Genomic DNA, 23,756 nt, shown 5'->3' with positions numbered 1-23,756 from the left:
TATTAAATGTTATCGTTAAGTAAAAATTGGAATACTTTAATAAAGCCAAATAAAGTCGCTTATGAAAATTTTCCGGAAACCAATAATAAAGCTAAAATTGTAGTTGAACCTTTAGAAAGAGGTTTTGGTTTAACACTCGGTAATGCTATGAGAAGAGTATTACTTTCTTCTTTACAAGGAGCAGCTATCACTTCTATAAAGATCCCTGCTATAGAACACGAATTTTCTTCTATACCCGGTGTAAAAGAAGATGTATCGGAAGTGATTTTAAACATTAAAGGTATTGAAGTAAAAATGCATGTTGCGGAAAAACGTATCATGAAATTAAAAGCAACAGGACCTTGTGTTATAACGGCCGGTATGATTGAAACAGGTCATGATGTAGAAATACTGAATCCGGATCATGTAATTTGTAATCTAGCTAAGAACAAGCAGCTCGAAATGGAATTAACTTGTAAGGTTGGTAAAGGATATGTACTTAGCACAAATAGCTATGAGGATAATTTACCTATTGGTGAAATAGCTATAGATGCTTTATTTAACCCGGTAAAGAGTGTTACTTATAAAGTAGAAAATACTAGGGTAGGTCAGGTTACCGACTATGATAAATTAATTATGTTTGTAGAAACTAACGGTGATTTATTACCTGAAATGGCTGTAGGTTTAGCTGCACGTATTCTACAAGAGCAATTACAATTATTTATTTCTTTTGAAGAACAGGAAGAAGATAAGCAAGTTAAAACTGATGCTTTACCGTTTTCACCTTATTTACTTAAGAGAGTTGATGAATTGGAATTATCAGTTAGATCGGCAAATTGTTTGAAAAATGATAATATAATATATATAGGGGATCTAGTAAAAAGAACGGAATCTGATATGCTGAGAACTCCAAATTTCGGTAGAAAATCTTTAAATGAGATTAAAGAAATATTAGCAAAATTTAATTTAAGATTCGGTATGGATGTACCGGATTGGCCACCGGAAAATATTCAAGAATTATCTAAACGTTATGAAGATTCTTATAATTAAGGACTAATAAAAATGCGACATAAAATTAAAGGTAGAAAGTTAAACGTAACAAGTAGCCATAGGCAAGCAATGCTCGCTAATATGGCTGTAGCACTTGTAACCCATGAACAAATTAAAACTACTTTACCAAAAGCTAAGGAATTAAGACCTTACATTGAAACTCTAATTACTAAAGCTAAAAAAGCTGATTTAACGGTAAGAAGAAGCGTTTTATCAAAAATAAAAGATAAAAAAGCAGTAGAAAAGCTTATAAATATTTTAGGTACCAGATATAAAGATAGACCTGGCGGTTATACTAGAATAATAAAAGCCGGATTCCGTTATGGTGATTTAGCACCGATAGCATATATTGAATTTGTAGATAGAGATATTAATACTAAAGGAAATATACAGCAAGGTGCTAATGAAGAAATTAAAAATTAAAATATAAGGGACTCGGTAATGGCTAATCATTCTTCAGCAAAAAAAGCTGCTAGACAAACAGTAAAAAGAACTCTAATCAATAAAAAAAGATCTAGTGCAATAAAAACTTTTATAAAGAAAGTTGTACATGAAATCAGTCTTGGTAATAAAGAAAATGCTAACTTAGCTTTATCTGTTGCTCAGTCTAAGATAATGCAAGGTGTGAAAAAAAATATAATTAAATTAAATACCGCCTCAAGAAAAATCAGCAGGTTATCAAAACAAATAAAAAGTTTGAACGAAAGTAAATAACACTTTATAGGTAATTTAAAAGCAAGAGCTAATAAAATTTTGCTAAATTACTTATATATACTTCTTATTAATTATAAATAATGTTATTTTACTAATTAATAAAAAATATGGGCGATTAGCTCAGCTGGTAGAGTATCTCGTTTACACCGAGAGTGTCGGCGGTTCGAGTCCGTCATCGCCCACCAATCGAAAGTTTTTAGTATTTCAACGAAAACATCAAACAATATATGAAGCTTAAACTCAAGCTTTTCAGTCTTAAATGTTACAATAGTTAAACCTATCAAGAAAAACAGTATCTTTGTGAAATGGCATTAAAAATGGTATGCTATTAATTTGTCATCCCCTGGCTTGACCACGGGGTCCAAAACTTTTTAAGGTTTTCTGGATACCGGGAACAAGTCCCGGTATGACAGTTTATATCTTTTTTATCTCACTTTAGTCGTAGTTACGTATTTCATTATAATATTACATTACTTGGCTATCTTTTTTGAAACCTGCGGTCAAGCGAGCTAGGATGATGTGGGTGGAATCGATCCACGTAATAATGCTATATCGTGGTCAACAAGCTATGATGACACTGAATAAATTTTCTGATTCATACGAGTTTTTAGAATCTTTCATATACAGCATAATTCATAAAGCTTGATACAAGCGAATTTTGTACTATCGCCTTTGCTCACATGCTAATATACCCTAGCTCGCTCGCCTTTAAATTTATCTTGTCCGGAACCTTTCTAAATTTTACTGTAATTCTTTTCCGCATTATTTATTACTTTTGCCGTTATTTTTACTAGCTTTTCAAAAAAAAAATAGCAAAGTATAAATTGCGAGAGGAAGTAGAAGTTAAAGCAGCTAATAAAGTAAAATGATAGTTGCTAAAATACAAAATAACCAAAAGTTGCTAATATATTTAAAGTTAAAAAATTATTTGTTATTGCAATTTTTTAATTTTTGCTTTAATTGTAATCAACTATTATTAACAAAAATAAAAAATAACTTTTATGGAAGATATAAGCTCTTGGAAAAAAAAGTTTGAAGTATGCGTTTACGCTAAAAAATTACTTGATAAACTCGAAGATTTAAACACTAAAGTAAAAAATCCTGTTGATATAGAGGAGGTTAAAAAAGGTATCTACTACGCTCGTAAATATCACGGTTCTCAAATGCGTCAATCAGGTGATCCTTATTATTCTCATCCGATTGAGGTGACGATTATGCTTGCGGAGTTTGTAGCTGAAGAAGTTCCTAAGCTTTTTACGACCATAATGCTACAAGCTGCTTTACTTCATGATACTATTGAGGATACAGAATTAACTGAAGAAATGATTAACGACATTTTTGGAGCAGAGGTAGCGAAACATGTAGAAGGTCTAACTAGAATTAAACCTTACGGTAAAATCACTGCTGAAGAAAGCTTAAATCTATTAATTAAACAGAAAAGATATAATACAGCACTTATAAAACTTTTTGATAGAGCCCATAATATACAGACTTTAGGAGCTAAATCACCTGAGAAAGCTAAAAAAATTATTGAAGAGACTTTAATAAATTTTGTAACTATAGCTGTATATTTTAAAATTCCAGTAATAAAAGAAAGGCTCTTATTTTTATGCTATCAGTATCTATACCTAAAGATTATCAGCTGGAACGGTCACTAACGAAGTTTGAGGATAGCTTTCAACCACTTTATCCAGCTTTTCAAAATATAATATTCCCCACGTAAAACCTATACTTACTGGAATTAGTATAAACAATACCCCCCAATTATCAAAATATTTAACTAAAAAAACTAGTCCAAAAGAGGTAATAATATGCATTAAGGCTCGTGATAAAGCAAATAACCAACTTGGATAGGTAAAACGTTTAAAAATTGGAAAATGCTTTATATATATAGGTACAGCAGGAAAAGCATCAGGTCTAAAGATAATAAAAAATGATTGTATAAAAAGAACTTCAAAAGGACTAGCTACACTTGATAATAAATAAGGATATATAAAAGCAAATAACCAAAATATTAATAACCTAAATTTTATAAGAATTAATGGATATATTTTATAGCATAGATAAGTTAATATTATATATGAACCTAAATTTACCATTGAGACAATAAAATTATTATGTATGATCTGTTCACTGGTGTAACCAAAGGTATTTTTTAATATATTACTACAATGTGAGTAAGTAAAATAAAATGATACAGGCCATGCACATTCAATTAAAAAATAAGCTAAACAGGTTTTTTTATTGACCTTTTCTTGTAGAAGAAAATGATTTTTTAATTTTTTAATATTTACATCTCCTTTTTCAATAGCATCAGCTAAGCTTTCTTGAAGTTGGCGTTTTGCATCTGCAAATACAGGAGTTTCGCGTAAAGTAGTTCGTGCAGTTAGCCCAATCACTGCAATAACTGCTCCCATCCAAAAAGCTATACGCCAACTAAAACTATAACTGGTAACTATAGATGCTATACCGAGTGCTGCAACGCCTCCTACAGTAGAGGCTGTGACAATCATAGCCACGCTTGAATATTGAGTAGGGGGTTTTGTAATTTCAGTTAAGTAAATTTGAGTCCCCATAATCTCGCCCATTGATGAGATCCCTTGAGCAACTCTACATAATGTTATAACTATAGTAGCAGCTATACCTATTTCTGAGTAAGGAGAAAGAGTCGCTGTAATAATGCAGGTAATTGCCATAATAGCTGTGGTGATAATAACAATTGCTTTTCTGCCTATATTGTCACCAATCCAGCCAAATATTATAGCCCCTACCGGTCTGAAAACGAAAGTAGAACAAAACGCAAAAGCATTAAGAAGTGAATTAACAAAAGGGTCATACTTAGGAAAAAATAAATCATTTAAAAGTACCGCCATATGCATGTACCAATAGAATAAGTCCTATTGCTTCTTTTTGCTTACGTGTTAAGCTTCTTTGTTCTTTCTCATAGCCGAGCATAATTTCTTTACAAAAGTTAAATTGTAAAGAAATTATACTGTTTTATATAAAAGTCAATAGGAAGTTTCGCTTTATACGATAAATAAGGAAGTGAAGTGCAACTTACTATTAGGTTATTTCTACCTATTCATTAATGACGTTAATAGTATGATAATAAACTAATTGAGAGAAAAAAATATTTATACGTCAATCCGGTACTCATATCCTCATATACTTTTTGTATGTTGCAGTGTGAGGTGAGTGTTTCCTCTTTATAAGATTAGGTTATGCAAGAGGTTTATTGATGATTTCCTATTTTACCTTATTAACTCTAAATCTTTTTTTGCAATTCTTTTTATATAATTATTTGGTGTATCTGTATTTTTATTAGCAATAGTATTGTTATTAATTAATTGTTTCCCGATTCTATTTACTATATTTTCTGTGCCGCTTAGTTCTAATTTCTTTTTTAACTGTATCGTTTTATATTCCTTATGATCATTAGTATTTGTATTTTCAACTGCTTTTGTTAACACGCTTTTATGGGTAGTTATTTGTTCTGGTTGTTTATAAAAAGGATTATGTGTTCTATTTATATCTTTTAGTACGTCTACTATTATATTTTGTGATGTTATTTTTTTTGTATCAGCATATTCTAATGCTGTCCTTAGTGTTATTTCTTCACTAAGCTGATTAAATCTCTGTTGTTTTTCTTGATCGGTAAATTTAAAGTAATTCTTATCTTGTAATAAAGCGGTTAATGCTTCAGTTTGAACAGCTTGTTTATATCCTATCTCTGCTAATTCTTGGATATTTTTATAATTACCTATATCTGTTTTTTGTTTTTCTTGATTAATATTTCTGATTTACTGAACCTTTAGAACCTTTTAATGATTGTAATCCTATATTTATTGATGAAATTATTTGTGCTACACCACCACCGATTATAGCTGCAGATACTCCTGCTACGTTTACTATATTACTTATTCCATTTGTTATAACCGATGCTATAAATAATGATTTGGTATTTTGAGTATTTTTACCTTTCGTTTGATTCGGATCATTATGTATATATAAATCATCTTTTAAAATATCTTTTAACTTCGGGTCAATTTTTAAAAGAGCTTGTTGTTTACTCAAATCATCACGATGTTTTACTAATAATTTATTTTCTTGTGTAAGAAGACGTATCTTTCGAGTATGTACTACATCTATTATTGCTTTACCCTACTATAGATGTTGCCATAGCAGCAGCTGATACAAACATAAATGGAGCTGTTGCGGGTGCTATAGTTGCCAGCATAATACTACTTGCTATTAATCCGAGTACACTAGCTGTGGTTTTATTAAAAAGAATCTTTCCTGTTATGTTGCTTATTTTCTTTATATTACCCCATGTTTTTGAGGTCTTAATACTATTTAGAATATTAGATGTTCTTGAGTTAGCTGGTGCTTTATGCTCACTATTTGGCTGTTGTTCATAGTTTTTTAAGGCGTTTGTGCCTCTACTCATTAATTTTTGTATCCGTTCTTGCTCTATTATATATAAATCATCTTTACTTTTTACTGTTTCTTGAGAAATTATACGCTCCAAGTTACGCCTTTGTATAACTTCTATATCATCCATACTTCTAAATATTGGAGGTCGCTTTTTAGGTTCTGTGTCTATATTATTATATGATGCCTTTTTTTTCTGCTCCTTTACAATATCTAAATCTTTTTCTAGTGATTGTGCATATTTATTTTCTTCTTCTATAGGTCTTGCCATTCTATTCGCTCTATTTGTATGCCTTTAATCTGTTTTAGGGTGCATTATAGATAATTATTAAAATTTGTTAATAGTTATCTATAATTAAATTACTTAAAATGCAAATTTAAGGTAAATCTTTATCATGAATTAGTGTTAATAGAACAAAGAGAGATAAATAATAACATAAACTAACTAAAAGTTATTGTATTATTAAAAAATTCATATATTAATTAAAATACAAAGTTATTTATTAATCATTATGTCAAATACACCTAAGTTAGAAAATCACTATAATAGATTGTTACAAGATATCATGCTTAAAACATTAGAGCAGAATAAAACTGTGGAAACCTATCTAATACAAGAAGATTTTAGTAGTGCTTTAGATGAGTTGCAAAAAATAAACGAAAAGCTTGAAGAATATTGTAAGGTTTTTTCTCTGCTTGAAATAATTAAAACTGAACTATCTGAAGAAGATAAATTATATAACTAATTTGATATAAAAGGTGAAAGCCGCGTTTCGCCTTTTATATTCAATAATAATTTCCTGCTTCAACTTCTAGCTTTTTAAAATGTGATATACCGAGGCTATACCCTATAATAATAGGAATTACTATCATCAACAATCCTAAATTATTAAAACGTTCTGTTAAATAAACAAGCCCAAAAGAACTAATTACATACATAGCGGCTCGTGAAGAAGCATATATAACCGGAAAACTTTTATAAAATATTGGAATTGCCGGAAATTCACTTGGAGAAAAAGTAACTACAATTAGTTGAATTAAGAGAATTTGCCAGCCTTGCGTTATATTTATCTAATATTAATGGACTAAGTAGAAGAAAAGTTAAAAATATTACTAATTGCGTTTTTAAAATTTTTAGTAGATGAAATTTATAGCATAAACACGTAAGTGCTAGCGCTACAAAAAATTCTACTATAGAAATAATGAAATTTTGATGTATTACTGCTTCAGCTGTATAGTGTAACGAATCTTTAAGTATTACTACAATGAATATAAGCAAAATAAAACCACACCGGTTGTGCTAGTTGTATTAAAAAATAATAGATTGCAGTCTTCTTATTAACTTTTTCCTGCCATACAGGGTTATTTTTTATCTTTGCTACATCAATTATATTACTATCTTTTATAGTTTCTTGTATTCTACGCTTAGCATCAACAAAATCCGGTGTTTCACGTAAAGTAGTCCTAGCAGCACTCCCTATTAAAGCAATTCCTGCACCTACCCAAATGCGATACGCAAGGTTGCTACGCCAAGGGCGACAGTTAATCCTAAGCTAGCACATACCCCTACAAATGCTACGGCAGGAAAGCGTTTAGGAACTCCTACGGATTCCGTTAAATATAATTCTGCTCCTACTCTTTCTCCCATGGACGACATACCTTGCACTATACGGCATATTGTTACTATCCAAGCGGCACTAGCACCTACTTGGGCATAAGTAGGAAGATTAGCCATAACGATGCAAGAAAATGACATTAAAATAGTGGTAATAATGACTGTAGATTTCCGACCTATATTATCTCCTATCCAGCCAAATAACAAAGCTCTTAAGGGTCTAAAAATAAAAGTAGAACAAAAAGAAAAAGCTGCAAGAAGGCGATTAACGTGAGTATCATATTGCGGAAAGAAAAGCTCATTAAGTAGTACTGCCATATGAACATATAGCATAAGATCAAAATACTCTAAAAAAGTACCTATCTATAGTAAGCCTATAGCCTGTTTTTGTTCTCTATTTAAATTTTTTTGTTTTTTTTTCGTATCCCAACACAATTTTTTCTAAAATTTATAGAAAGGTTATATTGAGAAGATTTAAAGTCAAGGAAAAAGTTACAATATTTTATGATTATAGTTATTTAAAACTTCTTTGACTAATGAAGTTGTTATTTTTCTTTTGGAAATTAAAGCAAAATGGTTAATATTTTCTAATATTTCTATAATTTTAGAATATTCCCTAGGCAAATTTACTAAAAGAAAATCTATTATCTGTCCGGATATTGTTACCGAAGAAATAGAAAAATGCTTAAATATTAGAATTTTGATTAATTCATCGTCAGGTGAGTTTAATGCTATACTAAGTACTGATTTAATACGTGAAGATAAATCGGGTAAAGTAAAGTTTCTGGTTTTATCAGATGAGGTAAGTAAAAGATATTTTTGTTTTTCGTTAATAATATTAAATATATGAAGTAATGCCGGCTCTTGCCAGTTTTCAATATCTTCAATGATAAAAGCATTGTATTTTTCTAAAATTTCTTCATTAAAAAAAATATCTTTAATAATATAGGCACTGCTTAAATTTTGCCATATTTTGGTTAAATAAGTTTTTCCTGATGAAGAAGGCCCTTTAATTAATAAAGTAAATTTATAAGGATTAACGCCAAAGCTGCACTGCCAATTTTTTATAATATTATAAGCTTGCTCGTTAGAACTAGAAACAATAAACTCATCAGGATGATATTTATTAGAAGTAATAAAACGAAATATATATTGCTGCATTATATATTAATCCTTAGCAGCATTGTTGTAGGTCGAGGGGGGTCATTTTCATGCTTCTCTATGTCATTCCCGCGAAAGCGGGAATCCAGAAAAATAATCTTAATACCAGTACAAAAATTATACATTAATTCATAAAATAAACCTAAAAAACAAGTTTTTTATAGGTTTGACTGGATTTCCGCTTTCTCGGGAATGACATTAGACGCTTTTTAAAAATCATACAATAATATTATAACTTAGCCGTCTGTTCGATAGAATTTGCTAGATTTATAAAATTTAATTAGATTTAGGAGTAAAATTTTTGTAATCCCTGCAATCGGTATAGCAAAAAATATTCCAATAATTCCAAATAAACTGCCGCAGGCAAAAATCGAGAATATAATCCAAAGAGGATGCAACCCTATTTTATCACCGATAATTTTAGGGGTTAAAATATAAGACTCACAAATGTTTCCAACTAAATAAATTATCATTATATATAATAATTTTGCGGTCATGCCGAAAGTTAAATAACCGATAATTAGAGTCAAAAGAAACGATATAAAAGTACCGATAAAAGGAATAATAACTAAAAATCCAGTTAAAATGCCAAGTAAAAGAGCGAGATCAATACCTATTACGGTAAATGCAATACTATAATAAGTAGATAATAATAAGTAAATATTTAGCTGTCCTCTTATGTAAGCAGATAACAGATTATTAATTGCCGATAATATTTCAAGGATTTTCGGTCGGGTTTTTATAGGTAATAATGATTTCATGTTTGCAATAATTTTAGCCCAATCACGTAGGAAATAGAATAATATTATAGGTATAAGTAAAAATAAAATAAATATGTTAATAGTAATAATGGTATAACGCCAAAAATTATTAGCAATACTGCCAAGTATAGTAAATATACTATTTATAAGATTGCTTAAAGAATTCTTGATTTTATCGGCAATATCAGGTTCTATCGAATAAATTTTTGCCATTATAGGCGGTAATATTTCTGCTTGTAAATAATTTTTATATTTTGGAATATTATTTATAAAAGTAAAAATTTGTCCATAAATTATCGGCACTAAAATAGTCAGAGCTATAAAAAATATGCCTAAGAATATTAAGTAAATTATGCTCGATGCAAATTTATTTGATATTCCAAATTTTGATGTAATAAAACCGATAGCAGGCTGTAGTAAGTAAGATATTATAAATGCAATAAAAAACGGCTTTATTGCATCTGAAACTAGCACAAAACCGCCTATAAAAAGTCCTAAAAAAACTAGCCAAAATATAACGGTTTTATTCATATTATTATTTTTTATTCAGGCTTCTTAGCCACTTGCACGGTGGCAGGGCGAAGCAGTCTATCTTTAATTTTATATCCTGATTGCATTAAAGTAATAACGCTATTCGGTGCATGATCAGGATGTTCTATCTGCGAAATTGCATTATGTAAATTATAGTCGAACATTGATCCTATTTCCGGCTTTATTTCTTCAATATGATGTTTATGAAAGATTTTGTCCAGTTCATCTTTAGTCATCTGAACGCCTGCAATAATATTTGTGACTTCTATATCAGAATTTGCCGGTTTATGTGCTAATGCTCTTGAAAGATTATCACTAACATTTAGTAGTTCTTTAGCAAATGTAGCAATTGCATAATCTTTTGCTTCGTCACGTGCTTTTTCTAAACGTTTTCTTGTATTGTCTATTTCGGCAGTAGTTCTAATTAGTTTGTCTTTTAGCTCTTCAATTTCTGCTTTTAACTCTGTTATTTCCGGATTTGCCGTTTCAACTATCTCTTCAGCAATATCATTTATTGTTTGTTCATTATTTTCTATATTATCATCTATCATATTATTTACTTTATATTTATATTCTTTTTTGAGATATATATAGATATAATAAAAATTTTTTCAATGGTAAATTAATATTATGAGACAGTCGGGAAGAAAAAGCAACCAATTACGTCCTATTTCGTTAGAATTATCACCGCTTGTTAATGCAGAAGGTTCATGCCTTATTAAAATCGGTAATACGCATGTTATGTGTAGTGCTACTTGCGAAACTACCGTACCGCCGTTTTTACGCGGGCAAAATCAAGGCTGGATTACGGCAGAGTACGGCATGCTACCAAGCTCCACGTCACAGCGTATTAAAAGAGAAGCTGCTCTTGGGAAACAAAGCGGAAGAACACAAGAGATACAGCGTTTGATAGGGAGAGCTATGCGATGTGTAATTGACTTGAAGAAACTAGGTGAGAGACAAATTATTATAGATTGTGACGTTATTAATGCTGACGGCGGTACTAGAACAGCGGCGATAACAGGTAGTTATATAGCATTACACTTGGCAATTAGATCGTTAATGAAGAAGCGAATCTTAAAAGTGAATCCGTTAATTAGTCAAATTGCAGCTATTTCTTGCGGTATCTATAAAGGTGAGGCGATACTAGATCTGGATTATTTAGAAGATAGTGATGCTGAAGTGGATAGTAATTTTGTATTTGCAGGTAATGGTAATTTGATCGAAGTGCAAGGTACGGCAGAGAAAGAACCTTTTTCCGAAGAACAATTTTTAGCAATGTTAAAACTTGCTAAAGGCGGTGTGGCAGAATTATTTAAACTACAAAATCAAGTGCTGCTTGGGGCTTAGAGGTGCTATTTTGTGGGGCGGTAAAATGCTCTTTATGTCATTCTGCGAGGCATTGCCCGCGTGGATACCACCCCGTCATTGCGAGCAGCCATAGGCTGCGTGGCAATCTCATGAAATAATAACAAACTCCTGAGATTGCTTCGTCAATTACTTCGTAATTTCCTCTCAATGACGTTAAAACCGGTCCACGCAACAACGCCTTCCTGCGAAAGCAGGAATGACAGAGAATATCAATAAAATTTAAGCGTAGGGATTATCATAAAAATTAGTATCTTCACCTGATAATATAATTATCTTATCTCGATTAGTATTATTTATAAATACCTTATGATTAAGATCTGTTACTTTAACACTACTATGTGGTCCTAAGATTAATTCCTCAATATTACCTAGGCTTTTAAACGTGACCCGCTGATTAGCTCCAATTGTTATTTTATCGGGGGATATATTAATATTTGCTATTCTACTTTCTTTGGTAAAAGTAATATTTCTATATTTTTGATCGTTCATATTTTCCTCTTTAAATGAATTTTAAGTTGTAAAATCATTACTACAATATTCCATATACTACTTCAATTAAAAATTTTTTAATCTAGCTCCTTACTCAATTTATAATTGCTACTATAGTACATTTTTTAAATTTAAGCGGCTATGGCATTAAGATTATATTATTGTCTAATATGCCTTATAATTATTTTTGATATTAATAAGGTACATGCCTCGGCATGGTTGTTAGAGCAGGGAAGATATAGATATATTGTAGGGGGTAATAAAGTTAATAAGATATCAAAAAACGAGAAAAGCAAAGAGAAGAAGCCGTTTTATACCTAAGAGAAAGAGTAACTTATCTATGGGAGTCTCTCAAAAAAGTAAGTGATCAGCCGAGCCTTCATGCAAAAATCTTGCGACAAATAAAAAGATTAGAGCAGAAGATAGTAGAATTATCATCTTACCAAGATGAGCAATTTGTAAATAGTAGCATAGAATACGGTATTACCGATAATCAAAATATTGGAGTACATTTTTTGTACAAAGAAGATAAATTTTTGAATGAAAAAAACATAAGCACGGATGCTTCTATTTACTATAAATTGAAGCTATTTGAAGATAAAGATTTTGTTATTTCTGCTCAGCCTAAAATTTTAATGAGTAAGAGTAAAAAACTTAAAGAAGATTTTTTAGGAGAGATATCTTTACTAATGGGAATGTCTAAAAATATCCTCTCTGTTACTATCTTTAACCAAAATATATTTAGCTTCGGACATTCAATTAATAATCTCGGTTCTAAGAAAATGTATTATAATTTTTCTACTTGTGAAGGGATTAAATTTAAAAACGGCATAATGCTTACAAGTTTTACAAAATACCATACTCGGCAAAATTACGGTTATGTATATGATAGTTCAGTTTATGAGCAACTAGGAATTGCAAAGATAATTAATTTCGGTAAAGAGAATAGAAATTCATTAACGACTCAAATCGGTTATTTTTGGGATCACAGTCTTTCAAATAAGAAATATAAAATATTAGGTATAAGTTTTTCAGCATGGTTAGATGTATAGATGAGGATATAATCTTAAGAATGATCAGAGATAAAAACTTATTAGATAAAAAACAAACTACTAGTTTAAAAGCTATTATCGAAGAAGCAATTATCGATAATGAGATAATGATTGATATATTATATGAAAATAAAATATTACCGCTAATAAGCAATGTTTCTTATATTAAAATTTATAATTATTCTTATATACAAGCTTATGTAGTGAATGGTTATTTTATATATGAAGATGTTCATGGTAATAAAATAACTGCTATAAATGATCTAAAAATATTGTTTAGTAATAATAATATTTTTAGATCTATAATGTTGATTAAGAAATATTATTTTTATAAATTATTAGAAAAAAATTTCTCTCATTTAACTAGTATCAAAGCAAAATATGCTCTTGGATTTAAAGTTGGACCGATTATTGCTAAGAATATTAATTATACCAATAAAGTAATAATATTTTTTGTCGTGTTTATAGCCACATTGATTTATATGCCGGTTTTATTTCATGTTGCTAATAATATAAGCTATTGTTTGCAAAATATTTTAAAATCTCTGTTATTTATAAGGGCAGTAAGAGAATCGCCTTCAGTACGAGCATTATCACATGAACATCAGTATCGTCATTGCGAGCGACTGCAAGGAGCGTGGCAATCCAGAAAAATAATAAAAAAATGTTATACATTTTTTACTGGATTGCTTCGTCAAAATTTTCAATTTTTCCTCGCAATGACGACGAAGCCTATCCGCACAACAATGCCTTGCCTAGACAAAAGAGCAAGCACCATCCAAAATCATCAGGCGAAATCACAAATTTCTCAAAATGAGGAGAAAGCTTTACCGGTCTATACAGTTTTAGTACCGTTATATAAAGAATTAAGTAAGTTAAGGTCAATAATAAAAAATATTTCATTAATTAATTATCCAAAAGATAAGCTAGACGTTAAAATTATTATCGAAGATGACGATTATTTAATGATTAAAGAAATAGCCTTATATAATTTACCGTCTTATTTTCATGTTATACTTGTTCCAAAATAATGGTATGGACCTACCCTATATACAGAATGAGAAGCAGAAGCTAATCTTCTAGGATAGGAAATGAATCCTAAACAACAATAAGGAGGTCCATATGGAAGTTACCACAATTGGTATAGATATTGCAAAAAGAATTTTTCAAATTCACGGTGTAGATAAAAATGGTAAGACAATATTAAAAAAAAAATTAATGAGAGAGCAGGTTATAACTTTTATGGCTAATTTACCAAGAAGATGTCTAGTAGGCATGGAAGCTTGCGGTGGTTCTAGCTATTGGGCAAGAGAATTAACAAAATTAGGTCATAATGTAAAACTAATGGCTCCACAATTTGTTAAGCCTTATGTTAAAACTAATAAAAATGATCAAGCTGATGCAGAAGCAATATGTGAGGCAGTAGCAAGACCTAATATGAGGTTTGTGCCTATCAAAACTGTAGAGCAACAAGATATTTTATTTATTCATAGGGTAAGACAGAGATTGGTAAAAAATCGTACAGCTCTTGTTAATGAGATCAGGGGATTATTACATGAATTTGGTTTTGTTATTCCGCAAGGAATCAATAAGATTATGACAAAATTAACCGAAATTTTAGATGAAGGGGATTTAAGTCAGCTAAGCTATCGAACGTTTAGTGAGTTAAAAGAAGAATTTCTAGAGAATGATAAAAAAATAAAAGAATTAAATTAATAGATTCTAATCCGGAATATGCGAAAGAATGATAATATTGATGGTAAATAAGACGAACCTTAGCTTACAAAAAAACTGAACTGGACAATGACTCTTTAGAAGTCGACAAAATGATAAGTAATATAGTTTGTAAGCCAGCGAATTCCATCAGGGCTATAGGGTAAATTTAAAGTGATTTATTAACTATAAGCCGGATACATGACTGCATTCGATTTTTTTGCTGTTATATATTATTTTTTTCTTGCATTATCGGGTAGGTCCATACATGTTTAATATAGAATATAGTTTATGGTTTGAATATATCTTGAAAGGATTAAGTTTATTAAAACTTCCTACTCCTCTTGGTGGTACTAGTAATCATTTTAAAACGGATATATTAAATAAGCTTGGCGGATGGGATGCTTATAATGTAACAGAAGATGCTGAGCTTGGTATAAGAATTTACTCACAGAACTATAAAGTAGCTATCCTTGATTCCTATACTCTAGAAGAAGCTCCGAATAGTTTAGGTAATTGGCTAAATCAAAGGTCACGTTGGATTAAAGGTTTTCTGCAAACATTTTTTGTATTTAAAGCACAAAAAGATAAATACCGAAAATTTACTTTATTGCAAGTAATAACAATTTATATTTTTATCGGCTTATCTACCTATAATTTTTGGAGTTTACCTTTTGTTATAAATAAAAATTCTATAATTAATTATTTATGGCTTGTTAATAGTATTTTTTCGCTTTTATATCTTTATGGTACTGCTCTGTATATATTAAAGAATTCTTTAAAAAGCGGAAAAGTAAAATTTCAGGATATAGTAGCTTTGATCTTATGGGTTAGTTATTTTATATTACATACCGTAGCTTCGTATAAAGCAGTATTTGAAATAATTTTCTGTCCTTTCAAATGGAGCAAAACTAAACACGGCACTAGTTTAGAGGATTTTGAGAAAGAATAGACCTCTTGTATAAACAAAGAAGAATTTGAAAGAGGTCAGTAAAAAAAATTTTATTCTTGCCCCTTGAACTAGCAAAAATAAAATATATATAGTATGTACATTTAAAGATTTAATAATTGGAGGTTAAAATGTCTTTTAAACCATTACATGATAGAATTGCAATAAAGCCTATCGAACACGAAGAAAAAACTAAAGGTGGAATTATTATTCCTGATACCGCAAAAGAAAAGCCGATGCAAGGTGAAATAGTAGCCGTAGGTAACGGTATTCGTAATAAAAAAGGCGAAATTCATCCTTTAGAGCTAAAAGTAGGCGATAAAGTTTTATACGGTAAATGGGCAGGTACCGAAATTGAAATTAAAGGCGAAAAACTGATCGTTATGAAAGAAAGCGACGTATTTGGTATTATTAATTAATTATTTGTTTTAAGGAGGAATTAAATATGGCAACAAAACTTATTAAACACGGCTCAAAAGCTCGTGAGCAAATGCTAGAAGGCATTGATATACTTGCAGATGCAGTAAAAGTTACTTTAGGTCCAAAAGGCAGAAATGTACTTATTGAGCAATCATTCGGTTCACCGAAAATTACCAAAGACGGTGTGACGGTTGCAAAATCGATCGAGTTGAAAGATAAAATTAGAAATGCAGGAGCTCAGCTATTAAAATCAGCTGCTACAAAAGCTGCAGAAGTAGCCGGTGACGGTACTACTACAGCTACGGTACTTGCTAGAGCATTAGCTCGTGAGGGTAATAAGTTAGTAGCTGCCGGTTATAATCCTATGGATTTAAAGCGTGGTATGGATTTAGCGGTAAACGCAGTAGTAGAAGAAATTAAAAAATCCAGTAAAAAAATCAATAGCCAAGAAGAAATCGCACAGGTTGGTACTATCTCTTCAAACGGTGATAAGGAAATCGGTGAGAAAATTGCTAAGGCAATGGAGGAAGTCGGTAAAGAAGGCGTGATAACCGTTGAAGAAGCAAAGAATTTTAGCTTCGATGTTGAAGTAGTTAAAGGTATGATGTTTGATAGGGGTTATCTATCACCGTATTTTGTAACGAATTCCGAGAAAATGGTTGCTGAGCTTGAAAATCCTTTCATCTTACTATTTGAGAAAAAATTATCAAATTTACAACCGATGTTACCTATACTTGAGGCTGTAGTACAATCACAACGCCCGCTATTAATTATTGCTGAGGATGTTGAGGGTGAAGCTCTTGCAACGCTCGTAGTCAATAAATTACGTGGTGGTTTAAAAGTTGCGGCAGTAAAAGCTCCAGGTTTTGGTGATAGAAGAAAAGCAATGATGGAAGATATTGCTATCCTAACTAAAGGTGAGCTTATTACTGAAGATTTAGGTATGAAGCTTGAAAATGTGAGTATTAAAAGTCTAGGGACGGCAAAAAGAGTAACAATTTCTAAAGAAAATACCGTAATTGTTGACGGTAACGGTGATAAGAAAAATATTGAAGATAGGGTATTACAAATTAAATCTCAAATAGCTGAAACTACTTCTGATTATGATAAAGAAAAACTACAAGAGCGTTTAGCTAAACTTTCCGGCGGTGTTGCCGTATTAAAGGTCGGCGGTGCTACAGAAGTTGAAGTGAAAGAGCGTAAAGATCGGGTTGAAGATGCACTTGCTGCTACAAGAGCGGCAGTTGAGGAAGGTGTTGTTGCAGGGGGCGGTGTAACATTACTTCACGCTTCACAAACTTTAAGAAATCTTAAAGTAGATAACAAAGATCAACAAGCAGGTATTGAAATAGTAATAGAAGCTTTAAAGGATCCGCTAAAACAGATTGTTGAAAATGCCGGTGAAAACGGCGGTGTAGTAGTTGGAAAATTATTAGAGCATAAGGATAAAAATTATGGCTTTAATGCTCAAGACATGCAATATGTCGATATGATTAAAGCAGGAATTATCGATCCGGCTAAAGTAGTGCGTACTGCACTTCAAGATGCTGCTTCCGTTGCTTCGTTAATTATTACCACAGAAACTTTAATTGTTGACGAACCTTCTGATAAAGAAGATTCAATGCCGCCAATGCGTGGTGGTATGGGAGGCATGGGCGGTATGGACTTCTAAGTCTGTATCTCCATAAGATAGGTTATGCAATAGGTCTAATAAACTCGTCTTGTTGCATTGCTTGTTTCCATCATTGCGAGGAGACATTGCTGCATGGATCGGTTTTACCGCCGTCACCCCGTGGCTTGACCACAGGGTCCAGTTAAAAATACTAATATTATTAGTATTTTTAGTTGTTTTACTGGATACCGTGGACAAGCCACGGTATGACACCAAATGCGTTTTGTGGTCCACGCAGGCAATGCCTGTTTATAATAACGATTTTAACAACGTACCGTACAACATATTATCAAGTCGCAGTAGTATAATACTGAAAAACTGATTTATGCAACAAATGGATTTTAAAGCGATTCTTTGCTTAATTTGAAAATAAATTCTTTAATAAAATTCTTCCTTAAAAAATAAAATATAGAATTTCTTGTAATTATTTCAATAAATGATTGCAAATATTTTTTAATTAATTATAATATCTCAACCTTTGGTATTTATCATATGGGACTGTTAACAAAATAATTTTAAAGCTTATTAAATTCTTTTTAATTGCAAATTATAAGGTTTTTTTGAAATAGGGATAGCTATTCTCTCAAAAATCTTATTAATTATCAATTAAAGTTATTTGTTAACAGTCCCATATAATATAGGAGATCAAAAGGTTTAAAGCGGTTTTGCCTTAATTATTAAGAATAGATTTCTTGTTGAAGCTATAGGCAAGCTTAATCTATAATATATATTCGTTTAATTTAAAAAATTAGTAATAAAAGTTTCTAGCTTTTGGTCGGTTAACTATGCTAACTAAAATTAGTAAGGTTTTAGAAAAATTACTATTCTTATTTTAAAAAAATCTTATGATTTATACAGTTAAGAAAGACTAAAATAAGATAATTTGAATTTTATATGTAAAACTTAAAAAAATTAGGTTCTAAAATAATGTGGATTTAGGTTTTGTAGTCATTTCTAAAAAGATTTAATTTTGGCTATTTTTTGCTGTAAATTATAAGATTTTTTTGAAATAGGAGTAGCTATTCCTTCAAAAATCTTATTAATTTTCGCTAAAAAATATCTCAAAATAGTAAATCAATTAGAAATGGCTACAAAACCTAAGATAAAAATAATAGGGTAGGGTAGTGCGAAGCTCGCCACAAGCTTAATTTTTCCTATTAATATCTAAAGCTGGGTTTTATTGATATTTACTAAAATAGCTAAAATAGCAAATTAATTGAAATATTAATAGAATTTAATCAAGTTTATTGCTTTAATTGGTGTTTAGTTATTCGTAAGTATAACTATTAACTAAATTAGTATAAATTAAGGAGGTAGTTTTGCTCCAAAGGGTTATTAAACATTTAAATCATAATTTATCTGAACATGATATTACTGCTCAAATAACAGGTAGGATCAAACATCCAATATCAATTTTATATAAATTATATCGTAAGGGTATAAAGTTAGAAGAATTAACAGATATTTTTGCGATAAGAATAGTGGTAATAGATGAAGAGAAATGTTATAAAGCTTTAAAAGTAGTTCATGATCTTTATGAGCATGAAAAGGATAAATTTAAAAATTATATTCTTAATCCTAAGCCAAACGGCTATCAATCTTTACATACTATTATTACAACTGAGGATAATTATAAAATAGAGATACAAATACGTGATCATAAGATGCATTATCATGCAGAGAGCGGTGAAGCTGCACACTGGAAATATAAAAATAGTTTTTAGCTAATATACACTTTCTTTCTAAAGTAGTATTGCATCCTCTTTGATTTATTTTGTATTATTTTGAAGTTTAAAAAAGAAATTTCGTAAACCGACTTTTTGAAATATTTCTTTTTGTTCTGAAGGGAAATGTTGCTTGATAAAATTAGTGCAAACATTTAATAGTTGTTGTTCTACGGTTCGTATTTCTAAATAAGCTGCTATGAGTAAGAAGCTTTCTATAGTTTTTTTACTGTTTCTAAAGCCTTTTCCGTAGATTTAGCGTTTATAGTTTGTAAATTATGTAGGCGATCAAATACTTTAATAAGTGCGATATCATATCTTTGTTCTTGTATTAGTAAATTTAACATTTCACCGGAGCTAATTTTACCGTACGGCTTAATTCTTGTTAAACGTTCTACGCTATCGGCAATATTCTTATCAAAAATTTTGCTAATATCAGCATGTGTAAGTATTGTACCCTCTATAGTATCATGAAGAAGGGCAACATTTATCATATATGATTTGTAAAGTTTAGGAGCTTCAAGAGCCGTAAAATCTGCAAGCATGATTGCAACTTCTATAGGGTGAGAATAATAAGGTTCCCCTGATTGACGCATTTGAGAAGCATGATATTTACGGGTATAATAAAGACCTTTTTCAATTTCTGTATATCTATAGGTGAGTCTACTATAGTATTCAAATATTTAATTCGATCAATTAGTTTTTTACTATAATCACAAACCTCAAATTTTTTCTGCCAAATATCAATATCTTCCATAAACCTACTAATTATTTAAACTTCTTTTAAAAGGAGTATGTGCATACAATTAGTATTAAAATATTTTTATAAGAAAATTAATAAGATTTTAGAAAGATATAATATTTATTTTTTAAATTTATCGATAATCAATGCTTAAGCACAAGTTAAACTATATCTTGATTTTTAAATAGGATTATATTTTTGTGATTTTTTTACACAGTTATATTAAATTAATATTAATTTTCATTAACATAATAAATTGAATATATCAGTATAATAATAGCTAGTAGCTTCAGTAAAAATATAAAAACAGTTAATAAAATTTAATAAAAAGAAAAGCATTTTTTTATTTATTCTCAAATATTTTTTCACTTTAGTATTTTATAACTTCTTGCAATATATTAAAAATTTAGTAAGCATTGTTAATTGTAAAGGTAGATTATTATTCAATCTATTTTTTTATATATCGTAAATATAATTTAAATTAATAGGTAAATTATGACTAAAAAACTAGTTGATAACAAAATAGCTCCTAATAAAGCAGAGTACGATAAGAAATTTTCGCATGTTTTAGGTGTTACCCCATATCATGGGGCAGTAACCTTACCGAAGACAATAGCTTTAGTTTGCGAAGAGTTAAAGTTGTTAAAGGATAGCTCACAGAAAAATGAGATGGAAGGAGGAAAAAAAAACCTTTCCTAGTGATGTTGACTTTCCTGATGATGCTGTAAGTGCACCGGCAATTAAAGAGGGACATCTTCTTAGCGGTGGAAAAGAAGATGAGAGAGATTCTGTTAATTATACTAATGCAGAAATGCGACAATTTTCATCTGACAAAACATTTGATTGGAGAGACGGAAGCAAGTACCATCATGTTCATAAAGTAAAAGCCGGTGACAAGTTTGATATACATTGGGATTATACTATGGCACATAAAACACGTGGTTATTCATATGAGATTACTGATCATCCTACTACAGATCATTCAATAATTCTTCCGGAAAGGGAAGCAGGATTCCATGTTCTTTTAGAAAGATGGATAGTAGCTGATACTGGCATGGCATTTCATCAATCATGGGTTCTTGAATATGAAGCAAGTTTAGGCGGTGAAGGACAGGGAGATCATGGTGGTCATTGTTAATGCAATTAGGTTTAAAGTAACTTATTAGCAAATTGTCATGAGCTTTAAGCGGCTCATGGCATTGTTTGCATGAATACCTAAGTCGTCATTGCGAGGAAAAATTGAAAATTTTGACGAAGCAATCCAGTAAAAAATTCTGATTTACAGAATTTTTTATTACTTTTTCTAGATTGCCGCGTCGCCTATGGCTCCTCGCAATGACGACTTAGGTATCCACGCAGACAATGCCTGCTCGCAATGACGACGAAAAACAGTCCACGCAACAATGCTTAAATTCCGTTACTATCTACTCAAAGCTTTTAGACCTTCCTTTAGACCGTCTTTTATAAAGGAAATTTTAGCTTGTTTGCCGTCTGCGGTAATTAGTTCTATATAATTATCGTTTGATAAAATCATGTCTAGATCGTCTTTTGTAATAATAGCTAAAGCCTGACAGCCGTTTACCGTACAATTTACGTATTTTCCAGCTGATATTCGTTTGTCACCGCTATTAATAACTGTACCTGCCGGAATTTGAACATTTGACGGGACTATTTCTATTATTTTTAATTCCTGTTCTTCTTGCTCTCCATTGAAATAACCTATATGATAAATGGCTAATATTTCTTTTTCTTTATCTTTCTCTAGATTATTAATTTGTTGTGATAAGAAGCAAAGTTGTTTTTTCTCATTATTAAGAGTGCAATTTAAGGTCCAAGCTCCGTACTTTTTTGGTGCTGTTGATGCGTTGACGTTTTCTATGCTATACAAAACAAAAGTGCCGGTTATTATAAATAACCCGCTAAAAATAAAAGCAATTTTTTTTATACAATTTTTCATATAATTTTTAACCTTTTTAAAACAGTGTCTTTTCCTAAAATTTCCGCAATTTCAAATACGCTAGGCGAAGCCGTCATACCTGTTATTAAGGCTCTTACGGGTTTCATAATGTCATTTAGCTTTAAGCCATTATGAGTTGCTATTTCTTTAAATTTATTCTGCACGGATTCCTTATCAAACTGCTCAAGTTTGCTTAAGCCTTCTATAACTTGTTTGATTAAATCTGTATCACAATTTTCTATTATTTCTTTTGCATCTTGGTTGTAGATGATAGGCGAATCTACGAGATAAATTTGAGCAAGCCGTGCTAGATCAAGTAATGTTTCGCTTCTAACTAACAAGCTCGGCATTGCTTGTTTTATATAACTTACCTCTTTCTCACTAATCTTATAATTTTGTTTCAATATCTCTACAGTCTTTGAAGTTAAGCTATCATTGTCAAGCATTCTTAAGTAATGAGCATTAAGGCTATTCATCTTAGCAAAATCAAGCTTAGAAGGTGATTTACCGAGTGAATCAAGATTAAACCATTCTATAGCCTGAGTCATTGAGATAATTTCATCATCACCGTGACTCCATCCAAGACGCAATAAATAATTACACAAACTTTCCGGTAAATATCCCATATCTTCATAAGCTTCAACACCTAAAGCTCCATGCCTTTTGGATAATTTTGCTCCGTCTGCTCCATGAATTAACGGTATATGAGTCATGCTCGGTACTTCATAGCCGAAAGCATGATAAATAGCGATTTGCCTTGCTGCATTGGTTAAATGATCGTCACCTCTAATAATATGAGTTATACCCATATCATGATCGTCTACTACAACGGCTAGCATGTAAGTAGCAGTGCTGTCACTACGCAATAATACCATATCATCGATATGAGAATTTTCAATTACCACATCGCCTTGTAAAGTGTCATGAATGGTTATACTACCTTCACGAGGTACTTTTAGGCGTATTACCGGTTTAATATCGGTAGGGTAGGTGGACGAATCTTTATCACGCCATTCGCTATTAAAAATAAAATGTTGTTTATTTTCTAAAGCTTTTTGTCGCTGTCTTTCTATTTCTTCTTGGCTAGTAAAACAATAATATGCTTTACCTTCTTGCAGTAATCTTAGTGCCGCCTCTTTGTAAAGATTATTACGTTCAGACTGGAATATAACTTCACCGTCCCAATCAAGCCCTAGCCATTTTAGACCTAAGAATATGGCTTCTACCGCTTCGTTCGTTGATCTTTCTTTATCTGTGTCTTCAATGCGAAGCAAGAACTTACCGTTATGATGCCTTGCAAACAAATAGTTAAAAAGGGCAGTTCTTGCCGAACCTATATGTAAAAACCCCGTCGGTGACGGAGCAAATCTAGTAATTACGTTAGTCATTTATTATCTTTTTTAAATATATACGTCATTGCGAGCG

The 23,756-nt window shown here is 30.9% G+C and carries 28 protein-coding genes, 1 tRNA gene and 2 pseudogenes; 17 read left to right on the top strand and 14 right to left on the bottom strand.

The annotated features are described in order from the left end of the window. Positions 1-6: 6 nt before the first annotated feature. From BN1174_RS01955 to BN1174_RS01935, 5 genes are all read left to right on the top strand, one after another. Complete coding sequence (locus tag BN1174_RS01955) at positions 7-1,029, top strand: DNA-directed RNA polymerase subunit alpha (RefSeq protein ID WP_040256091.1); 1,023 nt, start codon at positions 7-9, stop codon at positions 1,027-1,029. A 12-nt stretch (positions 1,030-1,041) separates the two neighbouring features. Then, complete coding sequence (gene rplQ / locus BN1174_RS01950; protein WP_040256089.1) at positions 1,042-1,452, top strand: 50S ribosomal protein L17; 411 nt, start codon at positions 1,042-1,044, stop codon at positions 1,450-1,452. Positions 1,453-1,470: 18 nt separating this feature from the next. Continuing rightward, positions 1,471-1,743 (top strand): 30S ribosomal protein S20, encoded by a 273-nt coding sequence (rpsT, locus tag BN1174_RS01945; RefSeq protein WP_040256087.1) that lies wholly within the window; start codon positions 1,471-1,473, stop codon positions 1,741-1,743. Positions 1,744-1,852: 109 nt separating this feature from the next. After that, a tRNA-Val gene (locus BN1174_RS01940) sits at positions 1,853-1,928 on the top strand. 816 nt (positions 1,929-2,744) lie between these two features. After that, positions 2,745-3,401: an HD domain-containing protein gene (locus tag BN1174_RS01935; RefSeq protein ID WP_040256085.1), complete on the top strand. Its 657-nt coding sequence runs from the start codon at positions 2,745-2,747 to the stop codon at positions 3,399-3,401. Here BN1174_RS01935 and BN1174_RS01930 read toward each other — a convergent pair. The 4 genes from BN1174_RS01930 to BN1174_RS11435 all read right to left on the bottom strand — a co-directional run bounded on the left by BN1174_RS01930 (position 3,372) and on the right by BN1174_RS11435 (position 6,445). Then, the gene (locus BN1174_RS01930; protein WP_331370576.1) at positions 3,372-4,616 is read right to left on the bottom strand and encodes an MFS transporter; all 1,245 of its coding nucleotides are present in this window, start codon (positions 4,614-4,616) and stop codon (positions 3,372-3,374) included. The genes BN1174_RS01935 and BN1174_RS01930 overlap by 30 nt on opposite strands. Before the next feature lie 378 nt (positions 4,617-4,994). Then, positions 4,995-5,213 (bottom strand): hypothetical protein, encoded by a 219-nt coding sequence (locus BN1174_RS01925; protein WP_040257892.1) that lies wholly within the window; start codon positions 5,211-5,213, stop codon positions 4,995-4,997. A gap of 316 nt (positions 5,214-5,529) precedes the next feature. Next, positions 5,530-5,817, bottom strand: coding sequence for a hypothetical protein (locus BN1174_RS11440; protein WP_231555741.1), 288 nt, complete (start codon positions 5,815-5,817; stop codon positions 5,530-5,532). Positions 5,818-5,899: 82 nt separating this feature from the next. Further along, complete coding sequence (locus BN1174_RS11435) at positions 5,900-6,445, bottom strand: hypothetical protein (protein WP_231555740.1); 546 nt, start codon at positions 6,443-6,445, stop codon at positions 5,900-5,902. A 241-nt stretch (positions 6,446-6,686) separates the two neighbouring features. On the opposite strand from BN1174_RS11435, the gene BN1174_RS01905 reads away from it, so the two are divergent. Then, positions 6,687-6,920, top strand: coding sequence for a hypothetical protein (locus BN1174_RS01905; RefSeq protein ID WP_040256083.1), 234 nt, complete (start codon positions 6,687-6,689; stop codon positions 6,918-6,920). Between the two features lie 40 nt (positions 6,921-6,960). Here the strand turns inward: BN1174_RS01905 and BN1174_RS12605 are convergent, their stop codons facing one another. From BN1174_RS12605 to grpE, 5 genes are all read right to left on the bottom strand, one after another. Next, complete coding sequence (locus BN1174_RS12605) at positions 6,961-7,113, bottom strand: hypothetical protein (protein WP_023507709.1); 153 nt, start codon at positions 7,111-7,113, stop codon at positions 6,961-6,963. 559 nt (positions 7,114-7,672) lie between these two features. Beyond that, complete coding sequence (locus tag BN1174_RS12600; protein ID WP_331370575.1) at positions 7,673-8,122, bottom strand: MFS transporter; 450 nt, start codon at positions 8,120-8,122, stop codon at positions 7,673-7,675. Between the two features lie 159 nt (positions 8,123-8,281). After that, positions 8,282-8,950: an HdaA/DnaA family protein gene (locus BN1174_RS01890; RefSeq protein ID WP_040256079.1), complete on the bottom strand. Its 669-nt coding sequence runs from the start codon at positions 8,948-8,950 to the stop codon at positions 8,282-8,284. 236 nt (positions 8,951-9,186) lie between these two features. Next, complete coding sequence (locus BN1174_RS01885) at positions 9,187-10,242, bottom strand: AI-2E family transporter (protein WP_040256077.1); 1,056 nt, start codon at positions 10,240-10,242, stop codon at positions 9,187-9,189. 11 nt (positions 10,243-10,253) lie between these two features. Then, the gene (grpE, locus tag BN1174_RS01880; protein ID WP_040256074.1) at positions 10,254-10,793 is read right to left on the bottom strand and encodes a nucleotide exchange factor GrpE; all 540 of its coding nucleotides are present in this window, start codon (positions 10,791-10,793) and stop codon (positions 10,254-10,256) included. A 79-nt stretch (positions 10,794-10,872) separates the two neighbouring features. Between grpE and rph the strand changes: the two genes are divergently transcribed. Beyond that, entirely contained in the window at positions 10,873-11,592 is a 720-nt protein-coding gene (gene rph, locus BN1174_RS01875; RefSeq protein ID WP_040256072.1) for a ribonuclease PH, read from the top strand. Between the two features lie 37 nt (positions 11,593-11,629). On the opposite strand, the gene BN1174_RS09675 is transcribed toward rph, so the two are convergent. Both BN1174_RS09675 and BN1174_RS01870 read right to left on the bottom strand, forming a co-directional pair. Continuing rightward, positions 11,630-11,761, bottom strand: coding sequence for an RND transporter (locus BN1174_RS09675; protein ID WP_156138443.1), 132 nt, complete (start codon positions 11,759-11,761; stop codon positions 11,630-11,632). 71 nt (positions 11,762-11,832) lie between these two features. Beyond that, a complete protein-coding gene (locus tag BN1174_RS01870; RefSeq protein ID WP_040256070.1) occupies positions 11,833-12,102 on the bottom strand; it encodes a hypothetical protein in 270 nt (89 codons plus the stop codon). Positions 12,103-12,243: 141 nt separating this feature from the next. Between BN1174_RS01870 and BN1174_RS01865 the strand changes: the two genes are divergently transcribed. The 8 genes and pseudogenes from BN1174_RS01865 (at position 12,244) to BN1174_RS01830 (ending at position 19,632) form a co-directional block, all read left to right on the top strand. Beyond that, on the top strand, positions 12,244-12,423 hold the full coding sequence (locus BN1174_RS01865) for a hypothetical protein (RefSeq protein WP_197062027.1): 180 nt from the start codon (positions 12,244-12,246) through the stop codon (positions 12,421-12,423). A 194-nt stretch (positions 12,424-12,617) separates the two neighbouring features. After that, positions 12,618-13,154, top strand: coding sequence for a hypothetical protein (locus BN1174_RS01860; RefSeq protein ID WP_040257885.1), 537 nt, complete (start codon positions 12,618-12,620; stop codon positions 13,152-13,154). Next, a complete protein-coding gene (locus BN1174_RS11430) occupies positions 13,139-14,185 on the top strand; it encodes a glycosyltransferase family protein (protein ID WP_040257883.1) in 1,047 nt (348 codons plus the stop codon). The genes BN1174_RS01860 and BN1174_RS11430 overlap by 16 nt, the downstream gene beginning before the upstream one ends. A gap of 91 nt (positions 14,186-14,276) precedes the next feature. Further along, positions 14,277-14,864: pseudogene (locus BN1174_RS01850) on the top strand (IS110 family RNA-guided transposase); the annotation flags it as partial. 271 nt (positions 14,865-15,135) lie between these two features. After that, positions 15,136-15,819 carry a glycosyltransferase family 2 protein gene (locus tag BN1174_RS01845; RefSeq protein WP_040256068.1) on the top strand — a complete coding sequence of 228 codons (684 nt, stop codon included), beginning with the start codon at positions 15,136-15,138 and terminating at the stop codon, positions 15,817-15,819. A 128-nt stretch (positions 15,820-15,947) separates the two neighbouring features. Beyond that, positions 15,948-16,235 carry a co-chaperone GroES gene (locus BN1174_RS01840; protein WP_014412487.1) on the top strand — a complete coding sequence of 96 codons (288 nt, stop codon included), beginning with the start codon at positions 15,948-15,950 and terminating at the stop codon, positions 16,233-16,235. A gap of 26 nt (positions 16,236-16,261) precedes the next feature. Continuing rightward, entirely contained in the window at positions 16,262-17,908 is a 1,647-nt protein-coding gene (gene groL / locus BN1174_RS01835) for a chaperonin GroEL (protein ID WP_040256065.1), read from the top strand. Positions 17,909-19,227: 1,319 nt separating this feature from the next. After that, positions 19,228-19,632, top strand: coding sequence for a bifunctional (p)ppGpp synthetase/guanosine-3',5'-bis(diphosphate) 3'-pyrophosphohydrolase (locus BN1174_RS01830; protein WP_040256063.1), 405 nt, complete (start codon positions 19,228-19,230; stop codon positions 19,630-19,632). Here the strand turns inward: BN1174_RS01830 and BN1174_RS12595 are convergent. Continuing rightward, a pseudogene (locus BN1174_RS12595) lies at positions 19,629-20,389 on the bottom strand (HD domain-containing protein). The gene BN1174_RS01830 and the pseudogene BN1174_RS12595 overlap by 4 nt on opposite strands. 480 nt (positions 20,390-20,869) lie before the next feature. Between BN1174_RS12595 and BN1174_RS07735 the strand changes: the two are divergent. Together BN1174_RS07735 and BN1174_RS01815 are read left to right on the top strand one after the other, a co-directional pair. After that, positions 20,870-21,073 (top strand): hypothetical protein, encoded by a 204-nt coding sequence (locus BN1174_RS07735; protein ID WP_052454718.1) that lies wholly within the window; start codon positions 20,870-20,872, stop codon positions 21,071-21,073. Then, on the top strand, positions 21,039-21,512 hold the full coding sequence (locus BN1174_RS01815) for a lytic polysaccharide monooxygenase auxiliary activity family 9 protein (RefSeq protein WP_156138441.1): 474 nt from the start codon (positions 21,039-21,041) through the stop codon (positions 21,510-21,512). Before BN1174_RS07735 ends, BN1174_RS01815 begins: the two co-directional genes overlap by 35 nt. Before the next feature lie 282 nt (positions 21,513-21,794). Here BN1174_RS01815 and BN1174_RS01810 read toward each other — a convergent pair whose 3' ends face one another. Next, positions 21,795-22,331: an invasion associated locus B family protein gene (locus tag BN1174_RS01810; protein ID WP_040256061.1), complete on the bottom strand. Its 537-nt coding sequence runs from the start codon at positions 22,329-22,331 to the stop codon at positions 21,795-21,797. After that, on the bottom strand, positions 22,328-23,719 hold the full coding sequence (gene gltX, locus BN1174_RS01805) for a glutamate--tRNA ligase (protein WP_040256059.1): 1,392 nt from the start codon (positions 23,717-23,719) through the stop codon (positions 22,328-22,330). Before gltX ends, BN1174_RS01810 begins: the two co-directional genes overlap by 4 nt. Positions 23,720-23,756 lie beyond the last annotated feature (37 nt).

The organism is Rickettsia hoogstraalii (assembly GCF_000825685.1).
Taxonomy (GTDB): domain Bacteria; phylum Pseudomonadota; class Alphaproteobacteria; order Rickettsiales; family Rickettsiaceae; genus Rickettsia; species Rickettsia hoogstraalii.
The sequence above is the reverse complement of the archived record's forward strand: the minus strand, read 5'-3'. Positions and strand labels throughout refer to the sequence as shown.

What these genes read in the sequence shown, in the direction of transcription:
- BN1174_RS01955 (WP_040256091.1), top strand. Translation starts at nt 7, where the DNA reads ATGTTATCGTTAAGTAAAAATTGGAATACTTTAATAAAGCCAAATAAA.
- rplQ (WP_040256089.1), top strand. Translation starts at nt 1,042, where the DNA reads ATGCGACATAAAATTAAAGGTAGAAAGTTAAACGTAACAAGTAGCCAT.
- rpsT (WP_040256087.1), top strand. Translation starts at nt 1,471, where the DNA reads ATGGCTAATCATTCTTCAGCAAAAAAAGCTGCTAGACAAACAGTAAAA.
- BN1174_RS01935 (WP_040256085.1), top strand. Translation starts at nt 2,745, where the DNA reads ATGGAAGATATAAGCTCTTGGAAAAAAAAGTTTGAAGTATGCGTTTAC.
- BN1174_RS01930 (WP_331370576.1), bottom strand. Translation starts at nt 4,616, where the DNA reads ATGGCGGTACTTTTAAATGATTTATTTTTTCCTAAGTATGACCCTTTT.
- BN1174_RS11435 (WP_231555740.1), bottom strand. Translation starts at nt 6,445, where the DNA reads ATGGCAAGACCTATAGAAGAAGAAAATAAATATGCACAATCACTAGAA.
- BN1174_RS01905 (WP_040256083.1), top strand. Translation starts at nt 6,687, where the DNA reads ATGTCAAATACACCTAAGTTAGAAAATCACTATAATAGATTGTTACAA.
- BN1174_RS12605 (WP_023507709.1), bottom strand. Translation starts at nt 7,113, where the DNA reads ATGTATGTAATTAGTTCTTTTGGGCTTGTTTATTTAACAGAACGTTTT.
- BN1174_RS12600 (WP_331370575.1), bottom strand. Translation starts at nt 8,122, where the DNA reads ATGCTATATGTTCATATGGCAGTACTACTTAATGAGCTTTTCTTTCCG.
- BN1174_RS01890 (WP_040256079.1), bottom strand. Translation starts at nt 8,950, where the DNA reads ATGCAGCAATATATATTTCGTTTTATTACTTCTAATAAATATCATCCT.
- BN1174_RS01885 (WP_040256077.1), bottom strand. Translation starts at nt 10,242, where the DNA reads ATGAATAAAACCGTTATATTTTGGCTAGTTTTTTTAGGACTTTTTATA.
- grpE (WP_040256074.1), bottom strand. Translation starts at nt 10,793, where the DNA reads ATGATAGATGATAATATAGAAAATAATGAACAAACAATAAATGATATT.
- rph (WP_040256072.1), top strand. Translation starts at nt 10,873, where the DNA reads ATGAGACAGTCGGGAAGAAAAAGCAACCAATTACGTCCTATTTCGTTA.
- BN1174_RS01870 (WP_040256070.1), bottom strand. Translation starts at nt 12,102, where the DNA reads ATGAACGATCAAAAATATAGAAATATTACTTTTACCAAAGAAAGTAGA.
- BN1174_RS01865 (WP_197062027.1), top strand. Translation starts at nt 12,244, where the DNA reads ATGGCATTAAGATTATATTATTGTCTAATATGCCTTATAATTATTTTT.
- BN1174_RS11430 (WP_040257883.1), top strand. Translation starts at nt 13,139, where the DNA reads ATGGTTAGATGTATAGATGAGGATATAATCTTAAGAATGATCAGAGAT.
- BN1174_RS01845 (WP_040256068.1), top strand. Translation starts at nt 15,136, where the DNA reads ATGTTTAATATAGAATATAGTTTATGGTTTGAATATATCTTGAAAGGA.
- BN1174_RS01840 (WP_014412487.1), top strand. Translation starts at nt 15,948, where the DNA reads ATGTCTTTTAAACCATTACATGATAGAATTGCAATAAAGCCTATCGAA.
- groL (WP_040256065.1), top strand. Translation starts at nt 16,262, where the DNA reads ATGGCAACAAAACTTATTAAACACGGCTCAAAAGCTCGTGAGCAAATG.
- BN1174_RS07735 (WP_052454718.1), top strand. Translation starts at nt 20,870, where the DNA reads ATGACTAAAAAACTAGTTGATAACAAAATAGCTCCTAATAAAGCAGAG.
- BN1174_RS01815 (WP_156138441.1), top strand. Translation starts at nt 21,039, where the DNA reads ATGAGATGGAAGGAGGAAAAAAAAACCTTTCCTAGTGATGTTGACTTT.
- BN1174_RS01810 (WP_040256061.1), bottom strand. Translation starts at nt 22,331, where the DNA reads ATGAAAAATTGTATAAAAAAAATTGCTTTTATTTTTAGCGGGTTATTT.
- gltX (WP_040256059.1), bottom strand. Translation starts at nt 23,719, where the DNA reads ATGACTAACGTAATTACTAGATTTGCTCCGTCACCGACGGGGTTTTTA.